The following is a 26,270-nucleotide window of genomic DNA, read 5'->3' as shown; positions in this document are numbered from 1 at the left end:
CTTGAATGCATATTCAAACAAAAATCCGCTCAAAGACAAAACGTCTTTGAGCGGGGGCAGTGATGCTCTAAATTTTTTTCTTTTGTTAAAAAACTTTTAATATTCAGGTTCAATTAAACCATACGCGCCGTCGTTTCTTTTATATACCACGTTCACCTTATCTGTGTCCTGATTTAAGAATACAAAGAAGTTGTGACCAAGCAAATTCATTTGCAAAATAGCCTCTTCAACACTCATTGGCTTTATTGGAAACCTCTTTGTTTTAGCAATTTTAAACTCACTATTTTCTTCTTGAACCTCTTTTTCAGGTTCTTCCAATTCAAATGTCATGTATCGCAAAGACTCTGCGTCTTTTGCCCTTTTTGCTATCTTTGTTTTGAACTTTCTAATTTGTCTTTCCAAGGTGTCAACTACCAAATCTATGGCACTGTACATATCGTTGCTTCTCTCTTCAGCTCTCAAAATCATTCCATGAAACGGTATTGTCACTTCAACTATATGTGAAATCTTTTCAACACTCAAAGTTACATGAACATCTGTATTTAGTTTTATATACCTCTCAAGTTTTGAAAGTTTTTTTTCAACCCTCTCTTTTAGTGCATCAGTTACTTCTATGTTTTTACCACTGATAATAAAGTTCATCATATTGACCATCCTTTCTATGTAGAAAGTTTTGTTTTGATATTATATATATACCACCAATTTCGACTTATTTACACAAAAATTTTTTCCACAAAATTATCCACAATTCACAATAAGCAAATATCCATTCTGTTTAAAAATAAGCTGTGGATAATGTGGATAACTCTGTGGATATGTTATTTCCCAAGTGTCTCTGGTTGTTGAAAAGTCCCTTTCTATTTTTTAAACAAAAAGGACACATACATCTTCTATTACATGCATGTGCCCTTGAGTATGAGTATTTACTATAAATTCTGTTTTAAAAATTCAACAATCTCGTTTGACTTTGGAGGACATCCCTGTTTGCATATATTAAAATCGCTTGTACAGCTCCCAATTCCTATTCCATCCATAACTTTCCCTTTATAGCCTTGTCCAATGTAGAGTTTTTTCGAAAGTCTTTTTAAAATCCCCTGCTCGTCTAACCTCATAAGAGCACTTATGAGGTTTGCATAACATACAGAACATGCGTCTTTTTCTTCAATATATTTTGTGTATCTTGAAACAATTGAAGACCTTTTTGAAACTCCTGTAGGTTTTTTATCAGAATTTATTTCTATGAGATTATACTCACCTGCTTTCCCAATACCTAATTTTTCTGCTAATCTTATGTATTCAATGTCATATGGGTTGTATCCCAAATGCTCGGCAGCAAAGCTGTCAATCAGAACCGGGTCAAAGCCAAGGGCTATAAAATCCTTCTCAACAGGATTTCCTCCCTCTTCAAAGTCAGGGTCTGGCATAATACTGTCCACCACTATTATATGTGTCTTTATTGCTTTGTTCAAGTAGGCAATTGGTTTGTGAAGACCAAGTGTGTGAAACCTTCTCTTTTCACTGTCAGGAATAAGCCCTTTGAGATTTTTCAAAGCACAGGTAAGTTGTGTCTGGCAGTGCCCTTTCAAAAGCGGAACGTTTATTAAAAAATCGTAGCTATAGACCTGGCTACAAATGTTCAGTTCAAATCCATCAACATTTATCTTCAAAGGCTTATCATCTTTCGTGTCAATGAGCTTTACATTATACTTCTTTGCAATCTCAGTATACCCACAAACTTCAAACGCCCTTTTTGTAGAAGCGCCAAGCCATGCACCCTCTAAAATTGCAATGTTTTCAAACCCATTTTCACTCAAGTACTCTATGATTCCTTCAACAATATGTGGATTTGTTGTAGCACCTGAGGTATACGGCTTTGCAACAACCAAGTTGGGCTTTATAGCAATTTTGCTCCCCAGAGGAATATATTTTTTCACATCGGCATACTCAAGAAGCTGTTTTGTCATAGATTTAGCATCTTTACCGTAGATGATGTAAATATTGTTGTTCATATTTTTTCTTCCTTTCACTCTTTTATAGTAATCTCTGTGTCAGGGAAGATGTCCTTAAGCTTGTTTATTATTTCCTGGTCAGACACAGTATTTTCTTTAAATGGCTCTTGCTTTTCAACATCAACAATGACTTCACCTTCATACCCCACAATCCTCTTTAGAACTGACTTAAAATACTCCATGTTTCTGCTCAAAACCTCTGCAAACACACTATCTTCCTGCTTAAAACACACCTTCACACCATTTTCTAACCTCAGGCTGGCATTTTGAAGAACATGCGAAAGTCCCGGCTTTTCTTCTTTGATAGCCTCTTTTATTTCCTGCCACCTGCTCAAAATCTCAGACAATGAAAAAGATGCATTGCTGTCCACACTTGATGCACTTTTTTCAGCTATATTTACTGTCTTTTGCTCTTGTTTTGTAGATTGAGCTTTTTCAAACTTTAAAGCTTCAAAAGCCTTGGGATTTTCAGCAAGCTGAGAAAGTTTTGTCTCAAGTTTTCGAACTCTTTCAATGAGCGTTTCAAATGAGGTGTCAAACTGGCTGTCGCAAAGCTTTATTGTGTTTATTTCAAGCAAAACCTTTGGAAACCTTGTCCAGCGTATCTGGTTGGCGGTGTCAATAAGCATCTTTATAATTGAAACAAGTCTGTTTGAATCAACAAGGTTTGATATATTAATGACAAAATCTTTATCACTTTCAAGCATGTCAACTAAAACATCTTTTGCGCCAAGTCGCAAAATAAGTGCACTTCTCAAAAGCTTCACAGCTTCTTCTAAAAAAGTATTTACATCCATTCCTTCATCCCAAAGTCTATTTACGACTTTAAGTCCTTTGTTTGAATCATTTTCTACAATAGCAGCAATATATTCTTTCACTATCTCGGTTGATGTAACACCTAAAAGATTTGCAACAAACTTGTAGGTTATATGTTCATCAGATGTATTTATACACCTTTCTAATATGGTCAAAGCATCCCTCAGAGCACCTTCTGCCTTTTGCGAAATCAAATAGAGGGCATTATCGTCAATCGAAATATTTTCCATCTGAACAATCTTTTTGAGCCTTTCATATATGTCCTTTACAGAAATCCTTTTAAAATCAAACCTCTGACATCTTGAAAGAATGGTTGCAGGTACTTTCTGAATATCTGTGGTTGCCAGAATAAAAAGTGCATGTTCGGGAGGTTCTTCAAGGGTTTTTAAAAGCGCGTTGAAAGCCCCTGTTGAGAGCATGTGCACCTCGTCTATTATATATACCTTCTTTTTGCAAACAGAAGGTGGGTACCTGACCTCGTCCCTGATTTGTCTCACATCATTTACACTTGTGTTTGATGCAGCGTCAATCTCCAAAACATCAAGCGTCTTTTCATCCAAGATGCTTCTGCATATCTCACATTCGTTGCACGGATTCCCATCCTTGGGATTCAAACAGTTCACAGCTCTTGACATTATTTTTGCAGTTGTTGTCTTGCCAGTGCCTCTCGGGCCGCAAAAGATGTATGCGTGAGCTACTTTGTCCTGTTTTATTTGATTTTTTAAAGTCCTTGTTATGTGCTCTTGTGCAACAACATCTTCAAACACTTTGGGCCTGTATTTCCTGTAAAGTGCTATGTGCATACTTATCACCCTTTTTTCTACATTTTGAGTTTTTCAACAACAGAAAACTCAATTTGTCTTAGCGGGACATTGGCGTCAATGAGCATTACTTTTACCTTGTCACCTATCTTGTATACCTTTTTGGACTTCTCGCCTATTAGCTGATAAGTTTTTTCATTAAAGACATAATAATCATCTTCTAAAGAGCTGACTCTTACCAAGCCTTCGATTGTATTTTCAAGTTCAACAAAAAATCCAAAAGGCGTGACATTCGAAATAATTCCTTCAAAGACCTGACCAATCTTGTCCTGCATAAATTCAACCTTCTTGAGGTCAATTGTTTCTCTTTCTGCTTCTTCTGCAACTCTTTCTCTCTGTGACGTCCACTTTGCAATCTCTGGCATTTTAAGTTTTAATTTTTGAGCCTTCTTTTCTGTCATTTTACCTTTTAATACATCTTTCATAATTCTGTGGATGACAAGGTCAGGATACCTTCTAATTGGAGAGGTAAAGTGACAATAGTATTCTGTCGAAAGACCAAAGTGCCCAAGATTTTCTTCACAGTATCTGGCTTTTTTTAGCGACCTCAAACACAAAGTATGAATGACCCTTTCTTCTGGTGTTCCACGGCTTTGCTCTAAAACTGCCTGTAAAGCTTTGGGATGAACCTTATTTGATATACCTTTTAAAACATATCCCATATTGTATATGAACTCTGCAAATTGATAAATCTTTTCAATATCAGGTTCTTCATGAACCCTGTACAAAAACGGAACATTTAACCAGTAAAAATGATTTGCAACTGTTTCATTACAAATCAACATAAACTCTTCAATTATTTTATTAGAGATTGTAAGCTCATATCGAACAACATCTATAGGTTTGCCGTTTTTGTCCAGTATGACTTTTGTCTCGTCAAAATCAAAGTCCAAAGCCCCTCTTTTCATTCTCTTTTCTCGCAGGATAAGTGCAAGCTCGCGCATAAGCTCTAAGTCTTCCCTTATATGTTCATACCTTTTCAAAAGCTCCTTGTCCTCTTCTTTGAGAATCTTTGTAACATTTGTATAGGTCATTCTCTCTTTGCTTCTTATAACACTTTCAAATATATCATGTTTTACAACATTTCCTTGCTTATCAATCTCCATCATAACTGAAAACGTCAATCTGTCAACATTGGGGTTAAGTGAACAGATACCATTTGAAAGCTTAAACGGAAGCATTGGTATAACTCTGTCAACAAGATATACAGATGTTCCACGCTTGTAGGCTTCCTTGTCAAGATGGGTGTTTGGTTTTACATAGTGGCTTACATCAGCAATGTGAACACCCAAAAGATAGTTCCCATTTGGAAGTTTTTGGATAGATACTGCATCATCAAAGTCTTTTGCGTCCTCGCCATCAATTGTAAAGATTGTTAAGTTGCGAAGGTCAACCCTTCCTTCTAAATCCTCTTCTGTCACTTCATCTGGAATATTCTCAACTTCTTTTAGTACCTCTTTTGGAAATTCCTCGTCAAGTTCATATTTCTTGATTATTGAGAGAATGTCAACACCTTTGGCATTTTCATACCCCAAAATCTCAACAATTTTCCCTTCAGGATTTCTTCTTTTTTCAGGATACCTTGTAATCTCAACAACAACCTTCTGACCTGTCTTTGCTTTATTCTTACTGCTCTTTGGAATATAGATATCATATGTTATCCTCTGGTCATCTGGAATAACAAAACCAAAGTTTTTGCTATCCTCATACCTTCCAACAACTTTTGTAATACCCCTTTGTAAAATTCTCTCAACATATCCTTCAATTTTTTTACCCTCAACAGGAACAGCAGAAAGTGCCTTGACAAGCACTCTGTCTCCATGCATAGCACCATTCATGTTCTCAGGTGAAATATAAATATCTGGAACATTTGGATTGTCAGGAATCAGAAAACCATAGCCGCGCGGATTTACCTCAAGCACTCCAGCAAACAAGTTCATCTCTTCGGCAAGACCGAACCTGCCACGCTTCGTCTTTACAATCTTGCCCTCTTGTTCTAATTCTTCTAATATCTTTCTGAGAAGCTTTTCATCTTTTTCTTGCCAGTTCAAAATCTCAAGGATTTCTGAAAAGGTCATGGGATGATAACTTTCTTCCTGAAAAAGATTTAAAACCTCCTGTTTTTTCTCTTCAAATTTAATTTTTTTCACAGGACTATCACATCCTTTTTCTAAATTTACAATCCAAGATCATTAGATATTTTTTGCATAGCTTTAAGGGCTATTCCCAAAAATTCTTCAAGTTCAAGTCCAAGTTCAGAACATGCTTTCATCTGTTCTCTGTTTGCACCCTTTGCAAAGCTTTTTTCATTAAATCTGTTTAATAAAAACGGCACTGTCACATCCGAAAGTTTTTTTGATGGTAGAATCAGCGCACCTGCAACAATAAAACCTGAAGTTGGGTCAACACAGTAAAGAGCTTTATCCAAAAGTGAAAGTCTTGGAAGACCATGTGCGTCGTTGTGAACCTTCACAGCATACACAATGTCCTTGTCAAACCCCAAATCCTCCAAAATTTTTGCACCAACTAAGCTGTGTGCATTAGGGTCATTTTTGGTATCTTCATAATCTATATCATGAACAAGCCCACAAATCCCCCACTTGTCCATATCCTGTTCAAAATAGCATGCAAGCTCGCGCATGATAGCCTCGCAAGCCAGACAATGTTTGAAAAGATTCTGTGTCTTTATTCTCTTCTTGAGCTCTTCTAGCGCAACTTCACGTGTAATGCTCATTTTTAAAACTTTCCTCCTTTTGTATTTAGCGTTTTGTAAGATATTGTGAACATTTATGGTTAAAATAAAAACCCAAGGTTGACATTCAACCTCAGGTTTTACTTTATTACAAAGAACAAAACTATTGATACAACAAAGAACGCTGCTGCAATTATCCATGTGTATCTTCCAAGCATAGCATCAAGAGTTCTTCCCTTGTACTTTCCAAAAAATGTTTCAGCTCCACCTGCAATTGAACCAGAAAGTCCTGCACTCTTGCCAGACTGCAAAAGCACAACAATTATAAGTGCAATTGCTAAAAGAAGTTCCAACACGGTTAAAATTATCTTTGCCATTGTGTTTTAAAACCTCCTAAAAAATTTGTATTGACTTGTAAGATTTACAGATTAAATTTATAAATCCACTTCTCTGCACTTTGTCTCAACAAGTTTGATAGCTCCCTCTTTGTCCTCACCTAAAAGTAAATCACACATCTCTTTTGCCTTAGCGTTTGTAAGAAAGATATCTTCTACCTTTCTTCCATCTTTGTATTCAATCTTAACATAGAAGACTTTCAATACATTCACCTTCCTTGCAAAAAGCCATAAAAACCATATTAAAATTATATCACAAGATAAGAAAAATTCAATCAAAATGAAGAGGTTTACTTCAACTGTTTGTTGTAAAATTAAATGCAACAGGGGGAAGAAAATATTAAAGCCACAGCTTCAAACTGTGTATGATGGCAGTATAAAAAGACAAAACCATACACAAGAGAAGGTTTGAAGCTATGGCCTATGATAATAATACCACAAAGAAAAGAAAATTTAAATACTTAAGTGAAGCAGAGAGAGGAAATGATAGAAAAGCTTTTAGAGTTGAAGTTTAGCATAAGAGAGATAGCAAGAAAATTAGGGACAAACCCAAGCACAATTTTACGTGAGATGGAAAGAAGTACAACAGTTCAAATAAAAAAAATCTTAGCACATATGAAAAATATTTTGCTGAGACAGGTGAGGTAGTATATGAGAAGAACAGATCAAAGTGTGGGAGGTAATATAAACTTTTAGAAGTAGAAGAATTTGTAAAATTCGCAGAAGATGGTGTTAGAGAAGCTTCTGATAAAAGCATGAGCTACCTAAATAGAAGAATATATAACACAATATGGCAGCTCCAGTTTCCTTGTAGGTAAGCTGGCATATATTAGCAACTAATATCATACACAGTCGCTGTCCTAATCAAATTACAATTTCCAGTTCATTTTAAAAAAGTGTTGCATTTAATATTGCAATTTAGGAACTAATAAATGTTAAAGAAATGTTGCAAAAAAACATTTAAGAATATATCTGTTATAATACAACAAAATTTATACTTTACCAAACATTAGCTATTGAAAAAACTATTGAATTTTTTATGTCTTTTTGATACAATTTAGTTATAGTTACTTTATTTATTAAAAGGAGATGATAAACCATGTTATTTCCAATAATTGGCTAAAAATTTTCTTTTTTCTTTCTGTAATGAATAAAACTTATCACTGGAGGATGATTAATAATGAATAATAGGCGTTTCCAAACACTAGTCATAATTATTTGCCTAACCTTAATTACACTACTTTTCTTGCCATCAAAAGTATTCGCAGAGTCAGAAGGAAATTTTCAAATAACTTATGAGAATGCACACGAAGTCTTTGAAAAAATGTCAAATGAAGAACTAAATAATTTTATAAATAACATTGCTACATCCTATTCTAACTCAAAAACGAGTCAAACCTCAATTCTTCAAACTGTCTCTGTAGAACAGTATAATTCTATTCAATTAGCATGGCTTGCCGCAGCACAAATTGCAAGAAACTACGGTTATCCGTGTGCAGCTACTCTTGTCGAATTTTCCGTAAAAAATATTCCATACTCCGAATGTGGTGAAGGTTTATTCATAAATAAAATTAGAACAATATCAGTATACAAAGATTATATTTCAAAACTAAAGTCTGACAGTAAAATACCAAATTCAATCACATTTAGCAAAAGCGATAACGCAGATTTATTTTATGCACTACACAAAGTAAATATTAAATCAAGTAAAGGATTACTGTCCATTTATACTATAACAATTTTAGATACATTTGATTTTGCATATGATAATAATTACAATGATCTTTTTACTAATATTGTTAATAATTGGGCTTGGCTATGTCAGCAAACACATGTGTTACATCCTATTAGTGTAATAATAACTTTATCAGAACAGTAGGTGAACAAATTATGAAAAAATTTTTTATTTTTTCAACAATTATTTTGGGTTTATTTCTAACCATCTTTCTAATCACTGTCTTCTCATTTAAACTTCTATCTTTGCAAGACAGTGGTGTGAAAGAATTTGAAAAAACTTTTAACATAAGACTTCCAAAAGGTACTGTGTCAGAAAAAATGTATGATGACTACGGTAGTTTTCACAATGATGGCATGAAACTTTATAAATTTGTTTTTACTACTGACGGAAGGAAAAGTTTTACTTCATATATCGCAAAACAAAAAAATTGGAAAAAACTACCCTTAAACCCTGCATATCAAATACTTATGTATGGCGGAAAAGTACAAGATTCACCGTGCAATACTTTAGAAAGAATAGGATTTGCGAAAAAAGTTTGTCTTCCTAAAATTTCCAAAGGATTTTGGAGAGCAGTTGGTGACAGGTCGGTTTTAACAGCAAAGCTTATAGATTATGAAAACCTTGATATTAAAATTCTTGACAACCTTTATTCATATGATTTTTATTTGGCAATCTACGATGCAGAAAAAGGAATACTTTATATGTTCAATATTAACACATAGAAAAGCTCCCTTTCTTGGCATTAGCTTTTATTTATATCTTACATACAGCCAAGAACAGGGAGCTTTTTGTCTTGTAATTTCTAAAAATAATCTTTAATCCAAATATTCCCCAACAAAAACCTCCTCGGCAGGTCCTGTCATAAAAACTATACCGTCTTCTCGCCACTCTATTTCAAGAATTCCAAAATAAAGGTGGACATTTGCTTTTCTTTCTGTAAGTCCATTTAAGTTTGCTGCTATCACAGAAGCACAAGAACCAGTGCCGCATGCAAATGTAGCCCCTGCACCTCTTTCCCAAGTTCTCACTTTTATATTATTCTTGTCAATCACCTGAACAAAATTGACATTTGTTTTCCTTGGAAATATCTCATGCTTTTCTATTTTAGGTCCTAAAGTATAAATGTCTACCTTTTCTAAATCGTCAACAAACAAAATAGTGTGCGGAACACCCATCAAAAGAGATGTAATTCTGTATTCATTGCCATCAACTACAATAGATGTATTTATGGCATCACTTTTTGGGTCGCCTTGCATTGGTATATCTTTTCTTTTAAAGCTGGGCTTTCCCATATTCACTTTAACTTTATCAACAAGTCCATATTCGTTTATAAATAGCTCAGGTTCAATTATTCCTGCCAATGTTTCAACTTTGAATTTAGTAGCTTTTACAATTCCCCTTTCAAATACATATTTTGCAAAACACCGAATTCCATTTCCACACATCTCAGCTTCAGACCCGTCTGAGTTTATAATTCTCATCCTGATATCAGCAAGCTTCGAATCTAAAACAAGCAACAAACCGTCTGCTCCAACACCAATGTGCCGATGACACATCCTCTTTGCAAGCAAGTTATAATCTATATCCTCTTTGCCTCTTGCATCTATTACAATAAAGTCATTTCCAAGCCCGTGCATCTTAGAAAAAAGCATTTTCTTGTCCCCCTTTTAAAAACTATTAGTTTCTGAGCGAAATTATAGGTGGTGGAACTCTTCCTCCACGTTCAATTAGTCTTTTTGGTGAACTTCTGTTGACACTCATCACCTTTGATCTTCCCAAAAGTCCACCAAAGTTGACCTCATCCCCTTCTTTTTTACCATATGCAGGAATTACGCGCACAGCTGTTGTTTTGTTGTTGTAAACGCCAATTGCAATCTCATCTGCAATCATAGCAGAGATAACTTCAGCTTCTACATCACCTGGCACAACAATCATGTCAAGACCAACAGAGCACACACTTGTCATTGCCTCAAGTTTTTCTAAAGAGAGTGTCCCTGCCTCAACAGCCCTTACCATTCCAGAGTCTTCTGATACAGGTATAAATGCTCCAGAAAGTCCACCTGTAAATGTTGCAGCCATCGCTCCGCCCTTTTTTACAGCATCGTTCAAAAGTGCCAAAGCAAATGTGGTGCCATACCCGCCAACCTTTTCAAGTCCTATCTCTTCAAGTATCTCTGCAATGCTATCTCCAACCTTCGGTGTTGGTGCAAGCGACAAATCTACAATCCCGGCTGGAATTTGGAGCTTTTTGCTTGCATACTGCAAAACAAGCTGACCAGCCCTTGTTATTTTAAATGCCATCTTTTTTATTGTCTCATAAATCTCATCAATTGACGCATATTTTTTCTCTTCCAAAGCCCTTTTTACAACACCGGGACCTGAGATTCCTACATTTATTGCGCTATCTCCCTCGCCTGTCCCATGAAACGCACCTGCCATAAAAGGATTGTCATCTGGTGCGTTTGCAAACACAACAAACCTTGCACATCCAAAACTGTCTTTGTCCTTTGTTTTTTGTGCAATATCTTTTATTATAAACCCAAGATGTGCAATCACATCAAGGTTAATACCCGCCCTTGTTGTACCAACGTCAACCGAAGAACATAGTCTATCTGTTGAGGCCAATGCATCTGGGATAGAAGATATGAATTTTTTAGTATTTTCATCATAGCTTTTGTGAACAGCCGCAGAGTAACCACCTATCAGATCAACCTCAAGCTCTTTGGCAATCTCATCAATGGCAAGCGCAACTTCTATGAGATCTTCATATGAATAAGAAAAGGTCAAAAGAGAAATAGGTGTTAGCGCAACCCTTCTGTTGACAATTGGAAGTCCAAACATATCCTCAATCTCATTTGCCACATTTTTGAGATTCCCCGCATATTTTATAATCTTTTTTCTCATGTTATCAATAAACCTCTGGGGAATGTCAGAGCTACAATCAAAAAGGTTTATCCCCACTGTGATTGTTCGAATATCCAAATTGCTCTGCTTTACCATATTAATAGTTTCAATTATCTCCTGTGATGTGAACATTCTGCTTTCATCTCCTCAAAAAGAAAAATTACTATATTCTGTTTATGCTATTGAAAAGGTCTTCGTGCTGCATATTTACATCAACGCCAATCTCCCGCCCTCTTTTTATGAGAAGATCTTTCAGTTCAGAAAACTTCAATTTGCAATCTTGAAGGTCAACAAGCATTATCATAGTAAAAAACCCCTGCATAATTGTCTGGCTTATATCAAGAATATTTACATTGTTCTGAGCAAGTAAGCTCGAGATTGCTGCAATTATACCAACTTTATCCTTACCAACAACTGTTATTATTGCTCTCATCATTCTTTCCTCCAAAAGTTTTTATAATAAAGTTTTTTGGACTTCAAAGCCTTTCTAAAACTTGATTGTACTCAGGAATTGCAGGAATAGCACCTTTTTTGGTTGCACACAGAGCCCCTGCTATGTTCGCTTTTTTTACAATATTCACAATTTCATCTTCTGATAGATTTTCAATTGGCAAAGACTTTGAGATTTCATGTAAAACCATGCCGACAAAACAGTCTCCACACCCAGTTGTATCAACAACATCAACCTTTATTGTATCAACAAAATATGACTTTCCTTTAAAGAAAACCATGCTACCTTTCTCGCCAAGTGTCACAAGGAAAATCTTTACCTTGTCTTTTATTCGGTTATAAAAATCATTTACATCCTTTTCATATAACAAAACCTCTTCCTCGGACATCTTCAAAATATCAACAAACCCATTCTCAACAGGTTCGATCATAGTATCTAAAGCCTTTTTTTGGCTTTCCCACAGGCTACTTCTGTAGTTTGGGTCATATGAGATTGTGCTGCCACTTTGTCTTGCAATCTTTAAAAGCTCTAAGGTGGTTCTTTTGTTTTGCTCATATGTCATTGAAAGTGAGCCAAAGTGAAATATATCAGCTGACTTTACTATATTAATATCAATATCTTCTACTTTTAGGTAAACATCTGCACCATATTTTCTTGAGAACGAAAAAGACCTTTCACCCCTGCTATCAAGCTTTACAAACGCAAGTGTCGTAAAATACTCATCTGTCATTTTAACATTTGAAATATCAACACCACAGGCAGAAAGGCTATCTATAATCATTTTTCCAAATATATCATTTCCAACCTGTGAGATTAAATACGATTTTCCTCCAAACTTTGCAACTGCTGCTGCAACATTTGCCGGTGCACCGCCTGGGTTTGCTTCAAACAGATTACCTTTTACATTCAAAAAATCTATTAAAACCTCTCCGTAGCAGACAACTTTCAAAAATTAGTAGCCCCCTTTATTCTTATTAAGTATAACAATATTATAGAACATTTAATATTCAGAAGTGAAGAAAAAGATAAAACTCTTTGACATGTACTTTGGTCTTTTGAACATGGCTTGAGATAGCAGAACAATAAAAAAATTGGTGCACAGAAAGTTTAATCTGTGCACCAAAAATATTTTTATTTAAGTAAAGGGGGTCTTTCTGTTAAATATTTTTCCCTTTTTGTATTGTTTCATACATCAAAAACCTCAAAATGTAATACAATTTAAAAAGGTATATCCTCCTTTATAGAGTTCCCAGTTCCACATCCCTTCAAAACTTTAACACTACCTTCTATACCATCAACAAAAAGGAGGTATTATTACAGGTTTGCTACCTTGACAGGTTGTTCGAACAAACCTCTTTTTACCTCTGTAGTTGTCATGTGGCTTGCTTTGAGCATTTCTGTAATGTAATTGCATGCTTGCCATGGATCAACTCTTTCACCGCATGTAAATACATCAACTGCTGCATAGCCAAGCTCCGGCCATGTGTGGATTGTCAGGTGTGACTCTGAAATTACAACAACACCGCTTACACCCTGTGGTGAAAACTTGTGGAACGCTACTTCTCTTACCTCTGCACCTGCTTTTAATGCTGATTCTACCATTATTTTTTCAATCAATTCGCGGTTGTTGAGCACTTCCTTGTCACACCCGTAAAGCTCTGCTATTATGTGCCTGCCCAATGCGTGCATCTTCCCTACCTCCTTCTTGGAATTTACTCTTTTCAAGTAACAGAATTTATTTTAGCAAAATTTTTTCAAAAGTCAATATATTTTTTTAAAAAATATCATTTTCCTTTAAATTTTTAAATTAGCTCTCGTTTTCTTATTAAAATCTCTGTTTTTCTCTTTCTTATCCTATTATATGATTGAAATTTTAAAAATGAACGTTGAATACTTTTTCTATAGCCTGTGCAAAACCGCTATCATCACTCCTTGCAACAACAAAGTCAGCAGCTTCTTTTAGCTTTTCAACTGCATTTTCAACAGCAACACCTATCCCTGCATATTCAATCATTGAAATATCATTGTCACCATCACCAATTGCCATAACCTCTTCTCTTTTCAAACCGTAGTACTCGGTTAAAAACTTAAGAGCATTCCCCTTTGAAACATTGACATCTGTAAATTCCAAGAAGAAGGGTTTTGAAAACATTATGTTGAATTTCTTCGAAAAATCATCTGGAAGACTTTCTTTCAAACCTTTTAATCTTTCATGTTCATCAAAAAACAAAACCTTTGTGACAGGTCTGTCGATGAATTCAAGTAAATTTTTAACTATGCAGGGCTCAAGCTTTGTAAGATTTCTATAGTATTCAGTCTTTTCGTTCATAGCTTCAACATACCATATATTGTCAATGTAAATATGAACATGAATTCCTTCATCTTTTGCAAGCCTTACAAGTTCTTTTGCACTATCTGGGCTAATTTCACAACCATAAAGCTTCTGGTCAGTTTTTGGGTCATAAACAAGTGCACCCTGGTATGTTATCATTGGGTAAAAATTCTCAAGTTCATACGCCACATTTTTAACAGAAGGGTATGGTCTTCCTGAAGCTAATATTAAAATAATATCGTTTTTCTTTAAAAACTCTATAGCGTTTAAATTTTTCTCAGTTATTGTTAAGTCTTTTGACAGCAACGTATCATCAAGGTCTGTTGCTACAAGTTTTATCATCTTTTAATTTCTCCTTTCTTTATTCATGAAAAAATACAAAAAACGGTTTGGATATTGAAACCTGAACATTGCTGTTCAAGATATCAACACCCAAACCATTTTTGTTTTATAAAAACTTTTACTTTAAATGAACATACATTACATTTCCTGTCATAAGTTTTGGATAAAAGTATGTGGACTTTTGAGGCATTTTTTCGCCACTTAAAGATACATCTTTTAATTCCTCAACAAGGGTTGGATTCAAAATAAATCCGTATTTGGCACCTTTTTTTACTGTTTCTATCAGTTCCTTATCAGACTTGGTATACTTTATATTTCTTTGATAAAGAATGTCCTCATCTGTAATTTCAAGTACTTTATTTAAAACAAGTTTTTGCAATATCACAACATCAAGATTTTTATAAGCTTTACTTCCCTCAATTTCTCTTAAGGAGTTTTCAGGTTCTTTTAAAGTTATTAGGTAAAAGTTATGGTTATATGTGTAAACCAAAAACGCATATTTCTTCTTTGCTTCTAATTTCTCTTTTAATCTTTTGTAATCTCCTTGCTCAACCTCAAAATCTGCTTTTAACTTTTCCACGAATATATCTTCTTCAATATCTGTTGAAAGAACAATCCTGTGTGTGGGTAAAATAACTATTCCCGGGTCTTCTAAGCTTGTAAGTGTAATCATTATGTAGTTATAATCTGCATCATCTCGTTTGCCCTCTTTTTGTTCCATCTCTTTTTTGTATTCAAGGGCTGTTTCATACCTGTGGTGACCATCTGCAATAAATATCTTCTTATCATAAAAAAGCTGCCTCAATTTTTCAATTGTATCACTGCCAGATACAACCCACATTCTTTCAAATGTGCCAATACCATTGTAAGAAACATCTTCTTTTTTCGATTTTATTCTATCCAGAATCTCTTTAATTTCTTTTGTCTTATCTTCATAAAGCCCAAATATGCTGCTGATATTAGCATGTGTCTTTCGCATAAGCTCAAGTCTTTCTTGCTTAGGTTTTGAAAGTGTAAATTCATGAGGTATAACTATACCCTTTTCAAATTCAACAAGTTCAAGAACCACAATCAGTCCTGTGCGAACATATTTCTTCCCATCCACCTCAAATTCCTGTTCAAGAACATAAATGCAATCATTTGAGTCAAATTTTAAAATTCCCTGTTTTATCCAGTTATCCAAATATTCTTTTGCACGGGTAAACTTGTTATTTTCCTGGTTATCATTCTCATACTCTTTCCCAAACTCAACTCGGATTATGTTGTATTCACTTTTTCTGTAGAGTTCCTCTCTTTCCTCTTCAGAAATAATATCATAAGGAGGACATATGCACTTGTCAAGTTCAATTTCAGGCGAATATCTCAAACCTCTAAAACCTTTGATGTTAGCCATCCTTCTCCATAACCCTTTCTACTTTATATTTTCCATTTCCATACAAAAACCATATTACAGCTTTGCCATTGTTACCCTTAAAATACCATCAGTATTTTTTAACTTTTCTACAGCCTCATCAGGTAGCTCACCGTCTATCTCACATACCATAACAGCTTTCTCGCCTTTTTTGTTTCTGGACACTTGCATTGTAGCAATATTGATTCCATATTCACCGACAATTGTACCAATTTTCCCTATCATACCAGGTTTATCTATATTCTGAATAAGAAGCATATATTTTTCTGGCTTGAAATCAACTTTGTAGCCAAAGAAATCTATGATTCTGCCCTCGTTGTTATAAACTGTTCCAGAAAGTTCTAAAACTTTCTCGCTTGTAGTAAACCTTGCAGTTATCATATTTTTAAATTTGCCTGCTTCTTCTGTTTTACTCTCAATTACCTCAATTCCCTGTTCTTTTGCCAATAGCTGGGAATTTACATAGTTGACAGTGTCCTGTACTGAAAATTCAAGATAGCCTTTTAAAAGTGCACGTGTGAGCCATGTTGTTGCTTTTTCATCTATCTGACCGCTGTACACAATTTCGATTTTATTGGCAAAAGCCCTTTCTGCCTGGATAAAAATCTTGCCCATTGCCTCAGCAAGTTCTAAATATGGCATAGTTTCTTCAAGTTTTTCCTTTTCAAACGCAGGAAGATTGACAGCATTCTTAGCAATACCACCTTTTAACACCGCTGCAACCTCTCTTGCGACAGATACAGCAACGTTTACCTGAGCTTCCTGGGTAGATGCTCCAAGATGAGGTGTTATTACCACATTGTCAAGTTCTAAAAGAGGGTTATGATATTCTTGCTTTTCAAGCTCAAAGTTTGGTTCTTTTTCAAGAACATCAAGTGCTGCTGCTGCCACTATACCCTCTTTTATCGCATTGTAAAGATCATTTTCGTTTATTACACCGCCACGTGCACAGTTAACAATTCTTACACCTTTCTTCATCTTTTTGAACTCTTTTTCAGAAATAAGGTTATATGTCTCTTTCGTCTTTGGTGTATGAATAGTGATAAGGTCGGATTCTTTCAAAAGTGTTTCAAAATCAACTTTTTCAACACCATATTTTTTGAACTTTTCATCAGAAACATATGGATCATACGCAATAACCCTCATTCCGCAAGCTTTGAGTCTTTCTGCAACAAGCGCTCCTATCTTGCCAAACCCGATTATTCCTGCTGTCTTTTCGTAAAGCTCAACACCTTTGAATTTGTTTCTTCTAAAATCGCCCTGCTTGCAAGACATGTACGCCTGTGGAATGTATCTGAATATACTAAATATAAGACCAATTGTGAGCTCGGCAGCTGCCATAATGTTACCATCCGGAGCATTGACAACAATTATTCCCTGTTTTGTTGCAGCCTCTACATCCACATTGTCAATACCCACACCAGCTCTTGCAATTACTTTTAAGTTCCTGCCACATTTTATCATCTCTTCATTTACTTTTGTTGCACTTCTGACAATTAAAGCATCATATTCACCAATTATATTGCAAATTTCTTGGTGAGATAGTCCTACCTTCTCATCAACTTCAATGCCTTCATTTTTTAAAATATCTATACCTTCTTTTGCGATTCTTTCAGTCACCAAGACCTTCATTTTATTTACCTTACCTCCTTAGCAATTTCCTGAAGGACTGCTTTTGTTGCCTCGCCAACTCCAAAGTTTTTGTATCCTACTTCTAAAAGCGCAAGTTCAAAACATTCTATTGTTTTGAGTAAATCAAACTCATCCACATATCCCATATGACCTATTCTTATAATCTTCCCTTTTAAAGTAGCCTGCCCCCCTGTTACCATTATATCATATTTCTGATTCATTATCTTTCTTACCTTTTCTATATCCACACCCTCTGGTGACTTGATTGCAGTAATTACCGCAGATGAGTATTCTTTCTTTGGCAAAAGCTCTAAATTGAGTTTTTCAGCTGCAAGCTGAGTAAGATGTGCAAGACGTGTGTGACGTTTAAAATTGTTTTCAAGTCCATAATCTAAAATTAGTCTAAGTCCTGCATCAACAGCTCTGATTAATGTAACAGCTGGAGTGAATGGTGTATCTTGGCTTTCTTTCAAAAGATTGTCCTGATACTTTTTAAAGTCCCAGTAAAACTTTCTAAGTTTTGACGTTTTGTAAAACTCCCAAGCTTTTTCTGATACAGAGACAAAAGCAAGTCCTGGAGGGGACATCAAAGCTTTCTGAGAACCTGTAACAACTACATCAACGCCCCACTCATCTGTCTTTAAATCAATTGCACCAAGTGAACTGACTGCATCAACAATTAATATCTTGTCGGTATTTTTTAGATACCTTGCAAGTTTCTCAATAGGATTTGTAACACCTGTTGATGTTTCGTTGTGTGTTATAAACACACCTTTTATGTCTTTATTAGATTCAATAATTTCAATTATCTCATCAATATTCGCAACGTCACCATATTGATACTTCTTTTCAATCACATTCAGACCAAATGTCTTGCATATATTTATAAATCTATCCCCAAAAACCCCTACTGAGACAACCAAAACGGTGTCGCCTTCAGAAAAGAAATTGACAGCGCTTGCTTCCATTGCACCTGTTCCTGATGCTGCAAATGTTAAAACATTGTTTTTTGTCTGGAACACCTTTTTTAGATTTTCATTCACTCTTGAAAAGATTTCACCAAATTCTTTTGTGCGATGGTGAATAATCTGTTGCGACATGGCAGAAATAACCTCAGGTGGAAGCGGAGTTGGACCAGGTGTCATCAAAAGTTTTGGTTTTCTCATATTTAAACTCTACCCCTTTCAAACAAACTCAATTTGTTTTAAGTTGATTATATCTAATGCGTCTGACAATGTCAATAATTTGACAATCTTATTATTATACATTTTAAACATATAAAAGCAGAATGTTTTTGTTTATTTATAACAACCCCTTGCAACAAATAATTGGTAATATAAACAAAAAGCCGGCAAGAAGCACCGGCTAAAACCTTCTTTCTTTATTAATATAATCTTTATTTATCTTTTTTGTCCTCATCATCTACTTCGTCTTCATACTCATCATCGTCTTCTTCATCGTCAAACTCTTCTTCAAGTTCGTCAAGATATATTATTTCGTTGCAGTTAGGGCATTCAATCTCGTCCTCGTTTAAGTACTCGTCTTCTTCTAAATAAAATGTTACCTTGCAGTTTGGACAGGTCACTTCCACCAAGTCTTCGTCATCTTCATCATCGTAGTAGTCATCATAATCCTCATCATAATTTTCATACACTTCATCTTCTAACTTTTCCAAATCCTCGTCAATTGAATCAACAACATCTTCAAGCTCTGCTTGCTTGACGTCAAGCTCATTTATTGCATCTGCAAACTCGTCAAGCACATCAATGATACTCAGAAGAAGCCTTCCTTCTTTTGAATCCTCATTTACGCCCAGACCCTCTGCAAGCCCTCTCAAGTATGCAACCTTTTCATATAAATTTTCCATTAAAGTATCCTCCTACAACACAGAATAACCTTGTCTATACATAATATTTACCCATAAAAAATAGTTTATACACAAAGCATATAATAGAAAAATGTCAAATCAATTACACTCGCGACAGATACTCTTCTGTCGATGTATCAATCTTAATTTTATCGCCAACATTTATAAAAAGTGGAACCTGTATTACAGCGCCTGTTTCAACCTTCGCTGGTTTTGTTGCACCAGTTTGAGTATCACCTTTAAAGCCCGGTTCTGTATCAATTACCTCAAGCTCCACAAATCTTGGTGGTTCAACTCCAAATACAACTCCATTGTGAGAAAGAACTGTAACTGTCATATTTTCCTTTACAAACTTGAGTGCATCACCAACCATCTCTTGATTTAGCGCAATTTGCTCGTATGTCTGGGTGTCCATGAAATAGTAGAGCTCACCGTCGTTGTAAAGGTACTGCATCTCTCTTCTTTCAATGTGAGCAAGAGGCATTCTCTCATCCGGTCTGAATGTCTTTTCAATCACAGCACCTGTCTTTATATTTTTAAGTTTTGTCCTAACAAAAGCTGCGCCCTTGCCAGGTTTTACGTGTAAAAATTCAATTACCTGAAATATCTGACCTTCATACTCTATTGTTAATCCTCTTCGAAAATCGCCTGCCTCAACCATCAGCTTCCCTCCGATTTAAAATTTTGCTCTTCTATTTTATCAAAAATAACATATTTTTTTCAACCAAATTAAAACTCTTTTACATCCTCTTTATCAACCTCATATACATCTAAAATCTTTCCTTTTGAAAGTGTTCCATACACCTTTTCAATCTTTGCATAGATATACTTGCCAACAAGGTCAGCTGCATCATCAAGCTCTATTCTATTCTGGTTTACATACCCAATTGCATTTTTCGGATTGAACCTGTCTTCCTCCTCAACAAACGCCAAAACCTCATCTCCTTCACAAAGCCAGCCACACAACGCCATGTAATGGTCCTCATCCTTTACAGGGCATATGGTAAACTTATTTATGTGAATATTTGAAGAAGCTTTGATATAGATTTTCTTTTTGTACTTTTGCTCAAGATCTTTTATCCTGTCAATTTCACCCTTTCTTAAAATCTCACATACTTTTGTGTTAATTTCAACAAAGAACTTGTCTTCTACCTTGTTTTTGCAATACCACTCAATCTCTTTCAAAACTTTAAACGCGACGCTCTCAGGAGATAAAATCTTACCTGTACCCTCACAGTAAGGACAGTTTGATTGCATAACACATGAAAGTCGCTGTCTTACCTTTTTTCTTGTCATCTCAACAAGCCCAAGCGGCGTTATGTCAACAACCACTGTTTTTGTCTTGTCTCTTTTGAGAGCCTCTTTCAAAGCATCTAAAACTATCTTCTGATGATCTGGATTTTTCATATCAATAAAGTCAATTATGATTATTCCGCCAATATCTCTGAGCCTTAGCTGCCTTGCAATCTCCTGTGCAGCTTCAAGATTTGTCTTTAAGATTGTTTCTGCAACATCAGTCTTGCCAACATACTTTCCTGTGTTGACATCAATTACAGTCAATGCCTCTGTCTCATCTATTACTATATACCCACCACTTTTGAGCCACACTCTTTTTGATAAAGCTTTTGAAAGCTTTTGTTCTATCTGAAAATATTCGAATATATTTGTTGCGAGGTTAAAATACTCAACTTTACTCTTCAAGCTTGGGGCATAAGAGGATAAAAACTCTATTATCTTGTTATATTTTTTCCTATCGTTTATAACAAACCTGTCAACCTGATTAGTAAACATGTCTCTTACAGCTTTGAACACAAGGTCATAGTCTTTGTAAAGAAGAACAGGAGCGCTCTGACAGCTTTTCTGTCTTATTTTTTTCCACATATTCTTTAAAAACTCAAGTTCGCTTTTTAAAATCTCTTCACTCTTGCTTTCTGCCGCAGTTCTGACAATCAAACCCATTCCCTCAGGTCTTATCCTGCAGGCTATCTCTTTAAGTCTCTGCCTTTCTTCTTCACTCTCAATCCTTTTTGAAACACCAACATATTCTGTGCATGGCAAAAGAACTAAGTACCTTCCTGGCAACGTTATGTTTGTGGTAACCCTTGGTCCTTTCTGGTCATACCCTTCCTTTATTACCTGCACAACTATCTCCTGACCACACCTCAGAGCAAGCGGATTTGTTTTTATTTCATAATACTCATCAGTATCTCCAAATTCAAGCCTGTTCACATCGCCAAGGTACAAAAAAGCATTTTTTTCCTGACCAATATTGACAAAAGCTGCATCCATACCAGGCAGAATGTTTTCAACAACCCCTTTATAGATATTCCCTACTATGCTTTGACTGTCTTCCCTCTCGATGTAAATCTCGACAAGTTCTTTGTCTTCCAAAACAGCAACCCTTGTTTGGTTAAAACTTACATCAACTATAATCTCACTTTGCATTATATCACCCTTTTATAGTTAACTTTTACCCTTTCAACCCTCACAATCTTACACTCAATATTATACTCTTGCGAAAACTCTCTTAATATATCTTCTGGTTTTATATAGCTTCCATTCAAAACATTTATATGAAAACTTATTTTTATAGCTTTCTCTTCTTTTTCACATTCATAGCTCAAAATAAAATCAAAAATTTTCTTTACTGTTACTTTACCTTCCTTCTCTTTTTTTATAGCAGGGTTTTTTTTCATAAATTCATCAAAGTACTTACAAAATTCTTCCTCAGCTTCAACAAAACATTGATAATACATATCACTTACTTGTATTTTATCAGTAGCCAGCTCAACTTTCAATATTTTTAATCCTTCTGGTAATATTTTGTTGAAATTCTCAATGATACTGATATCAAGTTCCTGCTCGCACTCAACCTCAAATATCTCTTCTTTTGAACAAAGCCCAACTGGCATTGGAAGAATAAAAACTATCTTTGGGTGTGGGTTGAATCCTTGTGTAAACTTAAGCTTTATATTCAACCTTCTAAATAACCTTTCAAATAACCTTGTCATGTCAAGATGGGATATAAACGCTGCAGGCAAATCACGTGAAAAGTAAAATCTATACTTATTTGTCAACACAAATTCCCCCTCGAAAAGAAGCTACACCGCAACCTGTACATCTATCAAAACACGAACTTGTAGTTTTTCCCTCATATGCTAAAAGACATTCTCTTTTTAAAAACTCTTTGGTCACGCCAGTATCTATAATGTCCCATGGCAAAACCTCATCAAAACTTCTTTTTCGATCAGAGTAAAACCTCCAGTCGATGTTTTCTTGCTGGAATGTTTTTTCCCATTTTGAAAAGTCAAAAAACTCGCCCCAGTCGTCAAACTGGCAACCAAGATCAACTGCTCTTTTAATCACCTTAGAAAGCCTTCTGTCACCCCGCGAAAGTACCGCTTCAAGTTTGCTAAGATAAAAATCATGCCAGCTATACTCAACATCCTTTACCTTTTTGAGATTCTCCTTTAAAAGTTTCATCTTTCTTTGCATGTTTTCAATACTATCCTGCGCTTCCCACTGAAAGGGCGTGTGTGGTTTTGGTACAAAAAAGGACGTGGACACTGTTATTCTTATTCTCTTTTTAAATCCAAGTTCTTTGTAAATCTCCCTTATATTCTTTGCTATTGTGTATATTCCCATTACATCTTCATCTTTTTCAAGAGGAAGTCCAAGCATGAAATAGAGTTTTATATTTTGAAACCCTCTTTCAAATGCAAGTCTGACTGTAGAGTATATATCTTCTTCTTTTATATTTTTATTTATAACATCTCTTAGTCTCTGTGTTCCTGCCTCGGGTGCAAAGGTCAGTGTAGGTTTCCTTACCTTTTCAACTTCTTTTAAAAGGTCTAAAGATGTCGTGTCAAGCCTCAAAGATGGCAAAGAAATGTTTACCTTTTTGTCCTCTGCAAACTTCAAAATTTCCCTTGCAAGTTCATCTATATTCGGATAGTCACTTGTACTGAGGGATACAAGCGATATCTCATTACACCCACAATTTTCAACAAGTTCTTTTGCATACTGTAAAACCTTTTCTGCCTTTCTGAACCTAACAGGTCTGTATATTATACCTGCCTGGCAAAACCTGCACCCTCTTGCACAACCTCTGAAAATTTCCAAGGTTATTCTATCATGAACAACTTCTATAAGAGGTGTTATCATCTTTGTTGGAAAATAGCTTGTATCTAAATCTTTTACAATTCTCTTTTTTACTCTTGCTGGTACATTTTCTGATACAGGTACTATAGACTTTATAGTTCCATCGGGGTTATACTCTACATTGTAAAGTGAAGGAACGTAACATCCTTCAATAGCCGCACATTCATGTAAGAACTCTTCCTTTGTCATATTAGAAAATTTATATCTTTTATAAAGGTCAATAATCTCCAAAATGACCTCTTCACCCTCACCAATAACAAACACATCTATAAACTCCCATAGAGGTTCTGGATTGTACGTACACGGACCTCCTGCAATTACAATTGGCATTCCTTTTTCTCTTTTTTGACTTTCAAGAGGAAGACCACCAAGTTCAAGCATCTTCAAAACATTTGTATAGCTCATTTCATATGAAAGAGAAAATCCTATTATATCAAATCTATCAAGTTCAGTAAAAGTTTCAAGTGAAAATAGTTTTATTCCCTCTTTTTTCATCTTCTTCTGCATATCTACCCATGGCATAAAAGCCCTTTCGCAGTATACATCTTCTCTTTCATTCAAAAGATGATACAATATTTTGAGACCCAAGTTAGACATACCAATCTCGTACACATCCGGAAAGCAAAATGCAAACCTTATATCTACCTTTTCAGGATCTTTTTTTACCATATTTATTTCGTTGCCGATATATCTTCCCGGTTTTTCAACATCATAGAGCAGTTTAAATACCTTGTCTTTTACAATCACTTTTGTCTTACACCTCTTCTTTATATTAAAAATACAATAAGCTACAGGCTACCCTGTAGCTGAAAAGCTTAAAATCTTAAATTTTATTATTCCTCAAAGAAAATAAACGCAAACGTCCCTGGTCCAACATATGTGCCTATTACACTACCTATTTGAGTTACTATAAGTTCTCCAGGCGAAAGTTCTTGTTTTATCGCATTTATAAGTTCTTCAGCTTCACTTAAATCACCAGCATAACAAAAACCACAAACCTGATTTTTAAGGTCTAATCCTTTTTTGTTTACCTCTTCAATTATTCTTGGCAAAGCTCTTTTCATGCCCCTTACTTTGTCAAGCGGCTCAACAACTCCATCAACTATGTGAAGTATAGGTTTTATGTTTAATATATTTCCTATCGTTGCTTTCGCAGGTGATATTCTTCCACCTTTTTTAAGATATTCTAAGGTTTCAACTGCAAAAATATGTCTTATAGTATTTGTTTTTTGTATTATCAATGAAGCTATATCTTTTGCTGGCATACCTTTCTCTGCTAACCTTTTAGCCAAAATAGCTAAAACTCCTGTACCAATCGATGCGCTTTTTCCATCAATAACAAAAATCTTTTGAGGATCTAACATATCCTTAGCCAAACAAGCAGAATTATAAGTCCCTGATAATTTTGAAGAAAGATGAATTGACACAACTTCATTACCATTTTCAATCTCTTGTTTAAATACATCCAAAAACTCTTCCGGACTTGGCTGAGACGTTCTTGGAAGAACTGTTGATGATGCTAATTTTTCGTAAAACATTTCAGGTGTAATTTCTACCCAGTCTTTATAAACTTCATCTTCAAAAAAAACTTTTAATGGTACCATTTTGATACCAAATTCATTTAGCATCTGAGGACTCAAATCACATGTCGAATCTGTAACTATAGTAACACCCATCCAAAATCCCCCTTTTATCTCTGTGGACTACACCAGATTAGGAAAACCAAGCTGTCTAAGAGCTTCATATAAAACAATAGCAACCGAATTTGAAAGATTTAAAGACCTCACATCGCTTATCATAGGTATTCTGTAAGTCCTGTGTATGTTCTGTTCAATAAGCCACTGAGGAAGACCAGCTGTTTCTTTCCCAAACATAAGGTAGCAATTGTCTTCATATGGCGCCTGGGTATAATATTGTTTGCCTTTGGTAGAAAAATAGAATATGTTTGCTCCTCTATTTTTCTCAAAAAAGTCGTTTAAATCCTTGTAGATTTTCACATCCAAATACTGCCAGTAGTCAAGCCCTGCTCTTTTCAAGTACTTGTCTTCCAATGAAAAACCAAGAGGCTCTATAAGATGGAGCTTGCTTCCTGTACATGCACACGTTCTCGCAATGTTTCCTGTGTTGTATGGAATTTCAGGTTCATGCAGTACTATATTTATTGGCATGATATAGAGAAAAAGCCCCCTTTTTTAATTTAGTTTTCCATGAACGCAACATCCATATCAATTTTATCACCGTTGTCAAGTAAAAGTGGCACACATATGTTTATCATTTTTGATGTGCTGAGCGTCATGTTCTCACCTATTAAAATTGAAGGGGGTGTTATCTCAACCTTCAGTCCCTTTTGTGAAAACAGTGTTGAAGTGTTACCCATAATCATATTTGCCATCTCGCCAATCGCACTTTTTGCAAGTTCATCAAAGTCCGATACAGGAAAACCCCCCATCATCATTGAGGCAATTTTTTTTGCTGTCTCAATTGACATGCAGAAGTTTACCTGTCCTTTGATATTACCTGTCATTCCAATTATAACAACAACCTGATCAACTTTGTATGTGGGTTCTTTAATGTACACTTTCCCAAGCTTAAAGTCAATGTTTGCAACCTGTTTTAGTACTTGCTGGCTCGCCTGAATAAACGGATTGATGTACTCAACATTTACACTTGCCATTTTATTTGCCTTGTCACCCTGCCAC

27 protein-coding genes are annotated in these 26,270 nt (G+C 35.3%); 3 read left to right on the top strand and 24 right to left on the bottom strand.

Annotated features, from left to right (window positions below; all coding sequences use genetic code 11):
- Positions 1-96: 96 nt before the first annotated feature.
- The 7 genes from hpf to CALKRO_RS02640 all read right to left on the bottom strand — a co-directional run bounded on the left by hpf (position 97) and on the right by CALKRO_RS02640 (position 6,937).
- On the bottom strand, positions 97-642 hold the full coding sequence (gene hpf / locus CALKRO_RS02670) for a ribosome hibernation-promoting factor, HPF/YfiA family (protein ID WP_013429577.1): 546 nt from the start codon (positions 640-642) through the stop codon (positions 97-99).
- A 284-nt stretch (positions 643-926) separates the two neighbouring features.
- Complete coding sequence (locus CALKRO_RS02665; RefSeq protein WP_013429576.1) at positions 927-2,009, bottom strand: DUF362 domain-containing protein; 1,083 nt, start codon at positions 2,007-2,009, stop codon at positions 927-929.
- 14 nt (positions 2,010-2,023) lie between these two features.
- Positions 2,024-3,628, bottom strand: a complete 1,605-nt coding sequence (gene dnaX, locus CALKRO_RS02660; RefSeq protein WP_013429575.1) for a DNA polymerase III subunit gamma/tau — start codon at positions 3,626-3,628, stop codon at positions 2,024-2,026.
- A gap of 17 nt (positions 3,629-3,645) precedes the next feature.
- Positions 3,646-5,796, bottom strand: a complete 2,151-nt coding sequence (rnr, locus tag CALKRO_RS02655) for a ribonuclease R (RefSeq protein ID WP_013429574.1) — start codon at positions 5,794-5,796, stop codon at positions 3,646-3,648.
- A gap of 26 nt (positions 5,797-5,822) precedes the next feature.
- Entirely contained in the window at positions 5,823-6,380 is a 558-nt protein-coding gene (locus tag CALKRO_RS02650) for an HDIG domain-containing metalloprotein (protein WP_013429573.1), read from the bottom strand.
- A 98-nt stretch (positions 6,381-6,478) separates the two neighbouring features.
- Positions 6,479-6,715, bottom strand: a complete 237-nt coding sequence (gene secG, locus CALKRO_RS02645; RefSeq protein ID WP_013291153.1) for a preprotein translocase subunit SecG — start codon at positions 6,713-6,715, stop codon at positions 6,479-6,481.
- A 57-nt stretch (positions 6,716-6,772) separates the two neighbouring features.
- Positions 6,773-6,937: a hypothetical protein gene (locus tag CALKRO_RS02640; protein ID WP_167333834.1), complete on the bottom strand. Its 165-nt coding sequence runs from the start codon at positions 6,935-6,937 to the stop codon at positions 6,773-6,775.
- A 279-nt stretch (positions 6,938-7,216) separates the two neighbouring features.
- Here CALKRO_RS02640 and CALKRO_RS13735 point away from each other — a divergent pair, with 279 nt between their 5' ends.
- From CALKRO_RS13735 to CALKRO_RS02630, 3 genes are all read left to right on the top strand, one after another.
- Positions 7,217-7,381, top strand: coding sequence for a helix-turn-helix domain-containing protein (locus CALKRO_RS13735; protein ID WP_083789241.1), 165 nt, complete (start codon positions 7,217-7,219; stop codon positions 7,379-7,381).
- Between the two features lie 532 nt (positions 7,382-7,913).
- Positions 7,914-8,612 carry a hypothetical protein gene (locus CALKRO_RS02635; protein ID WP_013429571.1) on the top strand — a complete coding sequence of 233 codons (699 nt, stop codon included), beginning with the start codon at positions 7,914-7,916 and terminating at the stop codon, positions 8,610-8,612.
- 11 nt (positions 8,613-8,623) lie between these two features.
- Entirely contained in the window at positions 8,624-9,193 is a 570-nt protein-coding gene (locus tag CALKRO_RS02630) for a hypothetical protein (RefSeq protein WP_013429570.1), read from the top strand.
- Between the two features lie 93 nt (positions 9,194-9,286).
- Here CALKRO_RS02630 and dapF read toward each other — a convergent pair whose 3' ends face one another.
- From dapF to CALKRO_RS02545, 17 genes are all read right to left on the bottom strand, one after another.
- Positions 9,287-10,123 (bottom strand): diaminopimelate epimerase, encoded by an 837-nt coding sequence (gene dapF, locus CALKRO_RS02625; RefSeq protein ID WP_013429569.1) that lies wholly within the window; start codon positions 10,121-10,123, stop codon positions 9,287-9,289.
- Between the two features lie 25 nt (positions 10,124-10,148).
- Positions 10,149-11,507, bottom strand: a complete 1,359-nt coding sequence (locus tag CALKRO_RS02620) for a PFL family protein (protein ID WP_013429568.1) — start codon at positions 11,505-11,507, stop codon at positions 10,149-10,151.
- Positions 11,508-11,538: 31 nt separating this feature from the next.
- The gene (locus tag CALKRO_RS02615; RefSeq protein WP_041741525.1) at positions 11,539-11,808 is read right to left on the bottom strand and encodes an ACT domain-containing protein; all 270 of its coding nucleotides are present in this window, start codon (positions 11,806-11,808) and stop codon (positions 11,539-11,541) included.
- A gap of 43 nt (positions 11,809-11,851) precedes the next feature.
- Positions 11,852-12,775: a carbohydrate kinase family protein gene (locus CALKRO_RS02610; RefSeq protein WP_013429566.1), complete on the bottom strand. Its 924-nt coding sequence runs from the start codon at positions 12,773-12,775 to the stop codon at positions 11,852-11,854.
- Between the two features lie 365 nt (positions 12,776-13,140).
- Positions 13,141-13,515 carry an adenosylmethionine decarboxylase gene (gene speD / locus CALKRO_RS02605; RefSeq protein ID WP_011916845.1) on the bottom strand — a complete coding sequence of 125 codons (375 nt, stop codon included), beginning with the start codon at positions 13,513-13,515 and terminating at the stop codon, positions 13,141-13,143.
- 184 nt (positions 13,516-13,699) lie between these two features.
- On the bottom strand, positions 13,700-14,500 hold the full coding sequence (locus CALKRO_RS02600; protein WP_013429565.1) for a Cof-type HAD-IIB family hydrolase: 801 nt from the start codon (positions 14,498-14,500) through the stop codon (positions 13,700-13,702).
- A gap of 118 nt (positions 14,501-14,618) precedes the next feature.
- Positions 14,619-15,893 (bottom strand): DUF1015 domain-containing protein, encoded by a 1,275-nt coding sequence (locus CALKRO_RS02595; protein WP_013429564.1) that lies wholly within the window; start codon positions 15,891-15,893, stop codon positions 14,619-14,621.
- Between the two features lie 54 nt (positions 15,894-15,947).
- Positions 15,948-17,543: a phosphoglycerate dehydrogenase gene (gene serA, locus CALKRO_RS02590; protein ID WP_013429563.1), complete on the bottom strand. Its 1,596-nt coding sequence runs from the start codon at positions 17,541-17,543 to the stop codon at positions 15,948-15,950.
- Between the two features lie 5 nt (positions 17,544-17,548).
- The gene (locus tag CALKRO_RS02585) at positions 17,549-18,709 is read right to left on the bottom strand and encodes a pyridoxal-phosphate-dependent aminotransferase family protein (RefSeq protein ID WP_013429562.1); all 1,161 of its coding nucleotides are present in this window, start codon (positions 18,707-18,709) and stop codon (positions 17,549-17,551) included.
- 230 nt (positions 18,710-18,939) lie between these two features.
- The gene (locus tag CALKRO_RS02580; RefSeq protein ID WP_013429561.1) at positions 18,940-19,410 is read right to left on the bottom strand and encodes a CD1247 N-terminal domain-containing protein; all 471 of its coding nucleotides are present in this window, start codon (positions 19,408-19,410) and stop codon (positions 18,940-18,942) included.
- A 103-nt stretch (positions 19,411-19,513) separates the two neighbouring features.
- On the bottom strand, positions 19,514-20,071 hold the full coding sequence (gene efp / locus CALKRO_RS02575; protein ID WP_013429560.1) for an elongation factor P: 558 nt from the start codon (positions 20,069-20,071) through the stop codon (positions 19,514-19,516).
- 68 nt (positions 20,072-20,139) lie between these two features.
- The gene (locus CALKRO_RS02570) at positions 20,140-21,855 is read right to left on the bottom strand and encodes an Rne/Rng family ribonuclease (RefSeq protein ID WP_013429559.1); all 1,716 of its coding nucleotides are present in this window, start codon (positions 21,853-21,855) and stop codon (positions 20,140-20,142) included.
- A complete protein-coding gene (locus CALKRO_RS02565) occupies positions 21,855-22,490 on the bottom strand; it encodes a TIGR03936 family radical SAM-associated protein (RefSeq protein ID WP_013429558.1) in 636 nt (211 codons plus the stop codon). The genes CALKRO_RS02570 and CALKRO_RS02565 overlap by 1 nt, the downstream gene beginning before the upstream one ends.
- Positions 22,477-24,318: a TIGR03960 family B12-binding radical SAM protein gene (locus CALKRO_RS02560; protein WP_013429557.1), complete on the bottom strand. Its 1,842-nt coding sequence runs from the start codon at positions 24,316-24,318 to the stop codon at positions 22,477-22,479. Before CALKRO_RS02560 ends, CALKRO_RS02565 begins: the two co-directional genes overlap by 14 nt.
- An 86-nt stretch (positions 24,319-24,404) precedes the next feature.
- Entirely contained in the window at positions 24,405-25,247 is an 843-nt protein-coding gene (locus tag CALKRO_RS02555) for a DegV family protein (protein WP_013429556.1), read from the bottom strand.
- Positions 25,248-25,274: 27 nt separating this feature from the next.
- Entirely contained in the window at positions 25,275-25,739 is a 465-nt protein-coding gene (gene trmL / locus CALKRO_RS02550; protein WP_013429555.1) for a tRNA (uridine(34)/cytosine(34)/5-carboxymethylaminomethyluridine(34)-2'-O)-methyltransferase TrmL, read from the bottom strand.
- Positions 25,740-25,768: 29 nt separating this feature from the next.
- Entirely contained in the window at positions 25,769-26,245 is a 477-nt protein-coding gene (locus CALKRO_RS02545) for a chemotaxis protein CheX (protein WP_013429554.1), read from the bottom strand.
- Positions 26,246-26,270: the final 25 nt, after the last annotated feature.

The organism is Caldicellulosiruptor kronotskyensis 2002 (genome assembly GCF_000166775.1).
Lineage (GTDB): Bacteria > Bacillota > Thermoanaerobacteria > Caldicellulosiruptorales > Caldicellulosiruptoraceae > Caldicellulosiruptor > Caldicellulosiruptor kronotskyensis.
Note: the sequence above shows the minus strand (reverse complement) of the source record. Positions and strands in the feature narration are given on the sequence as shown.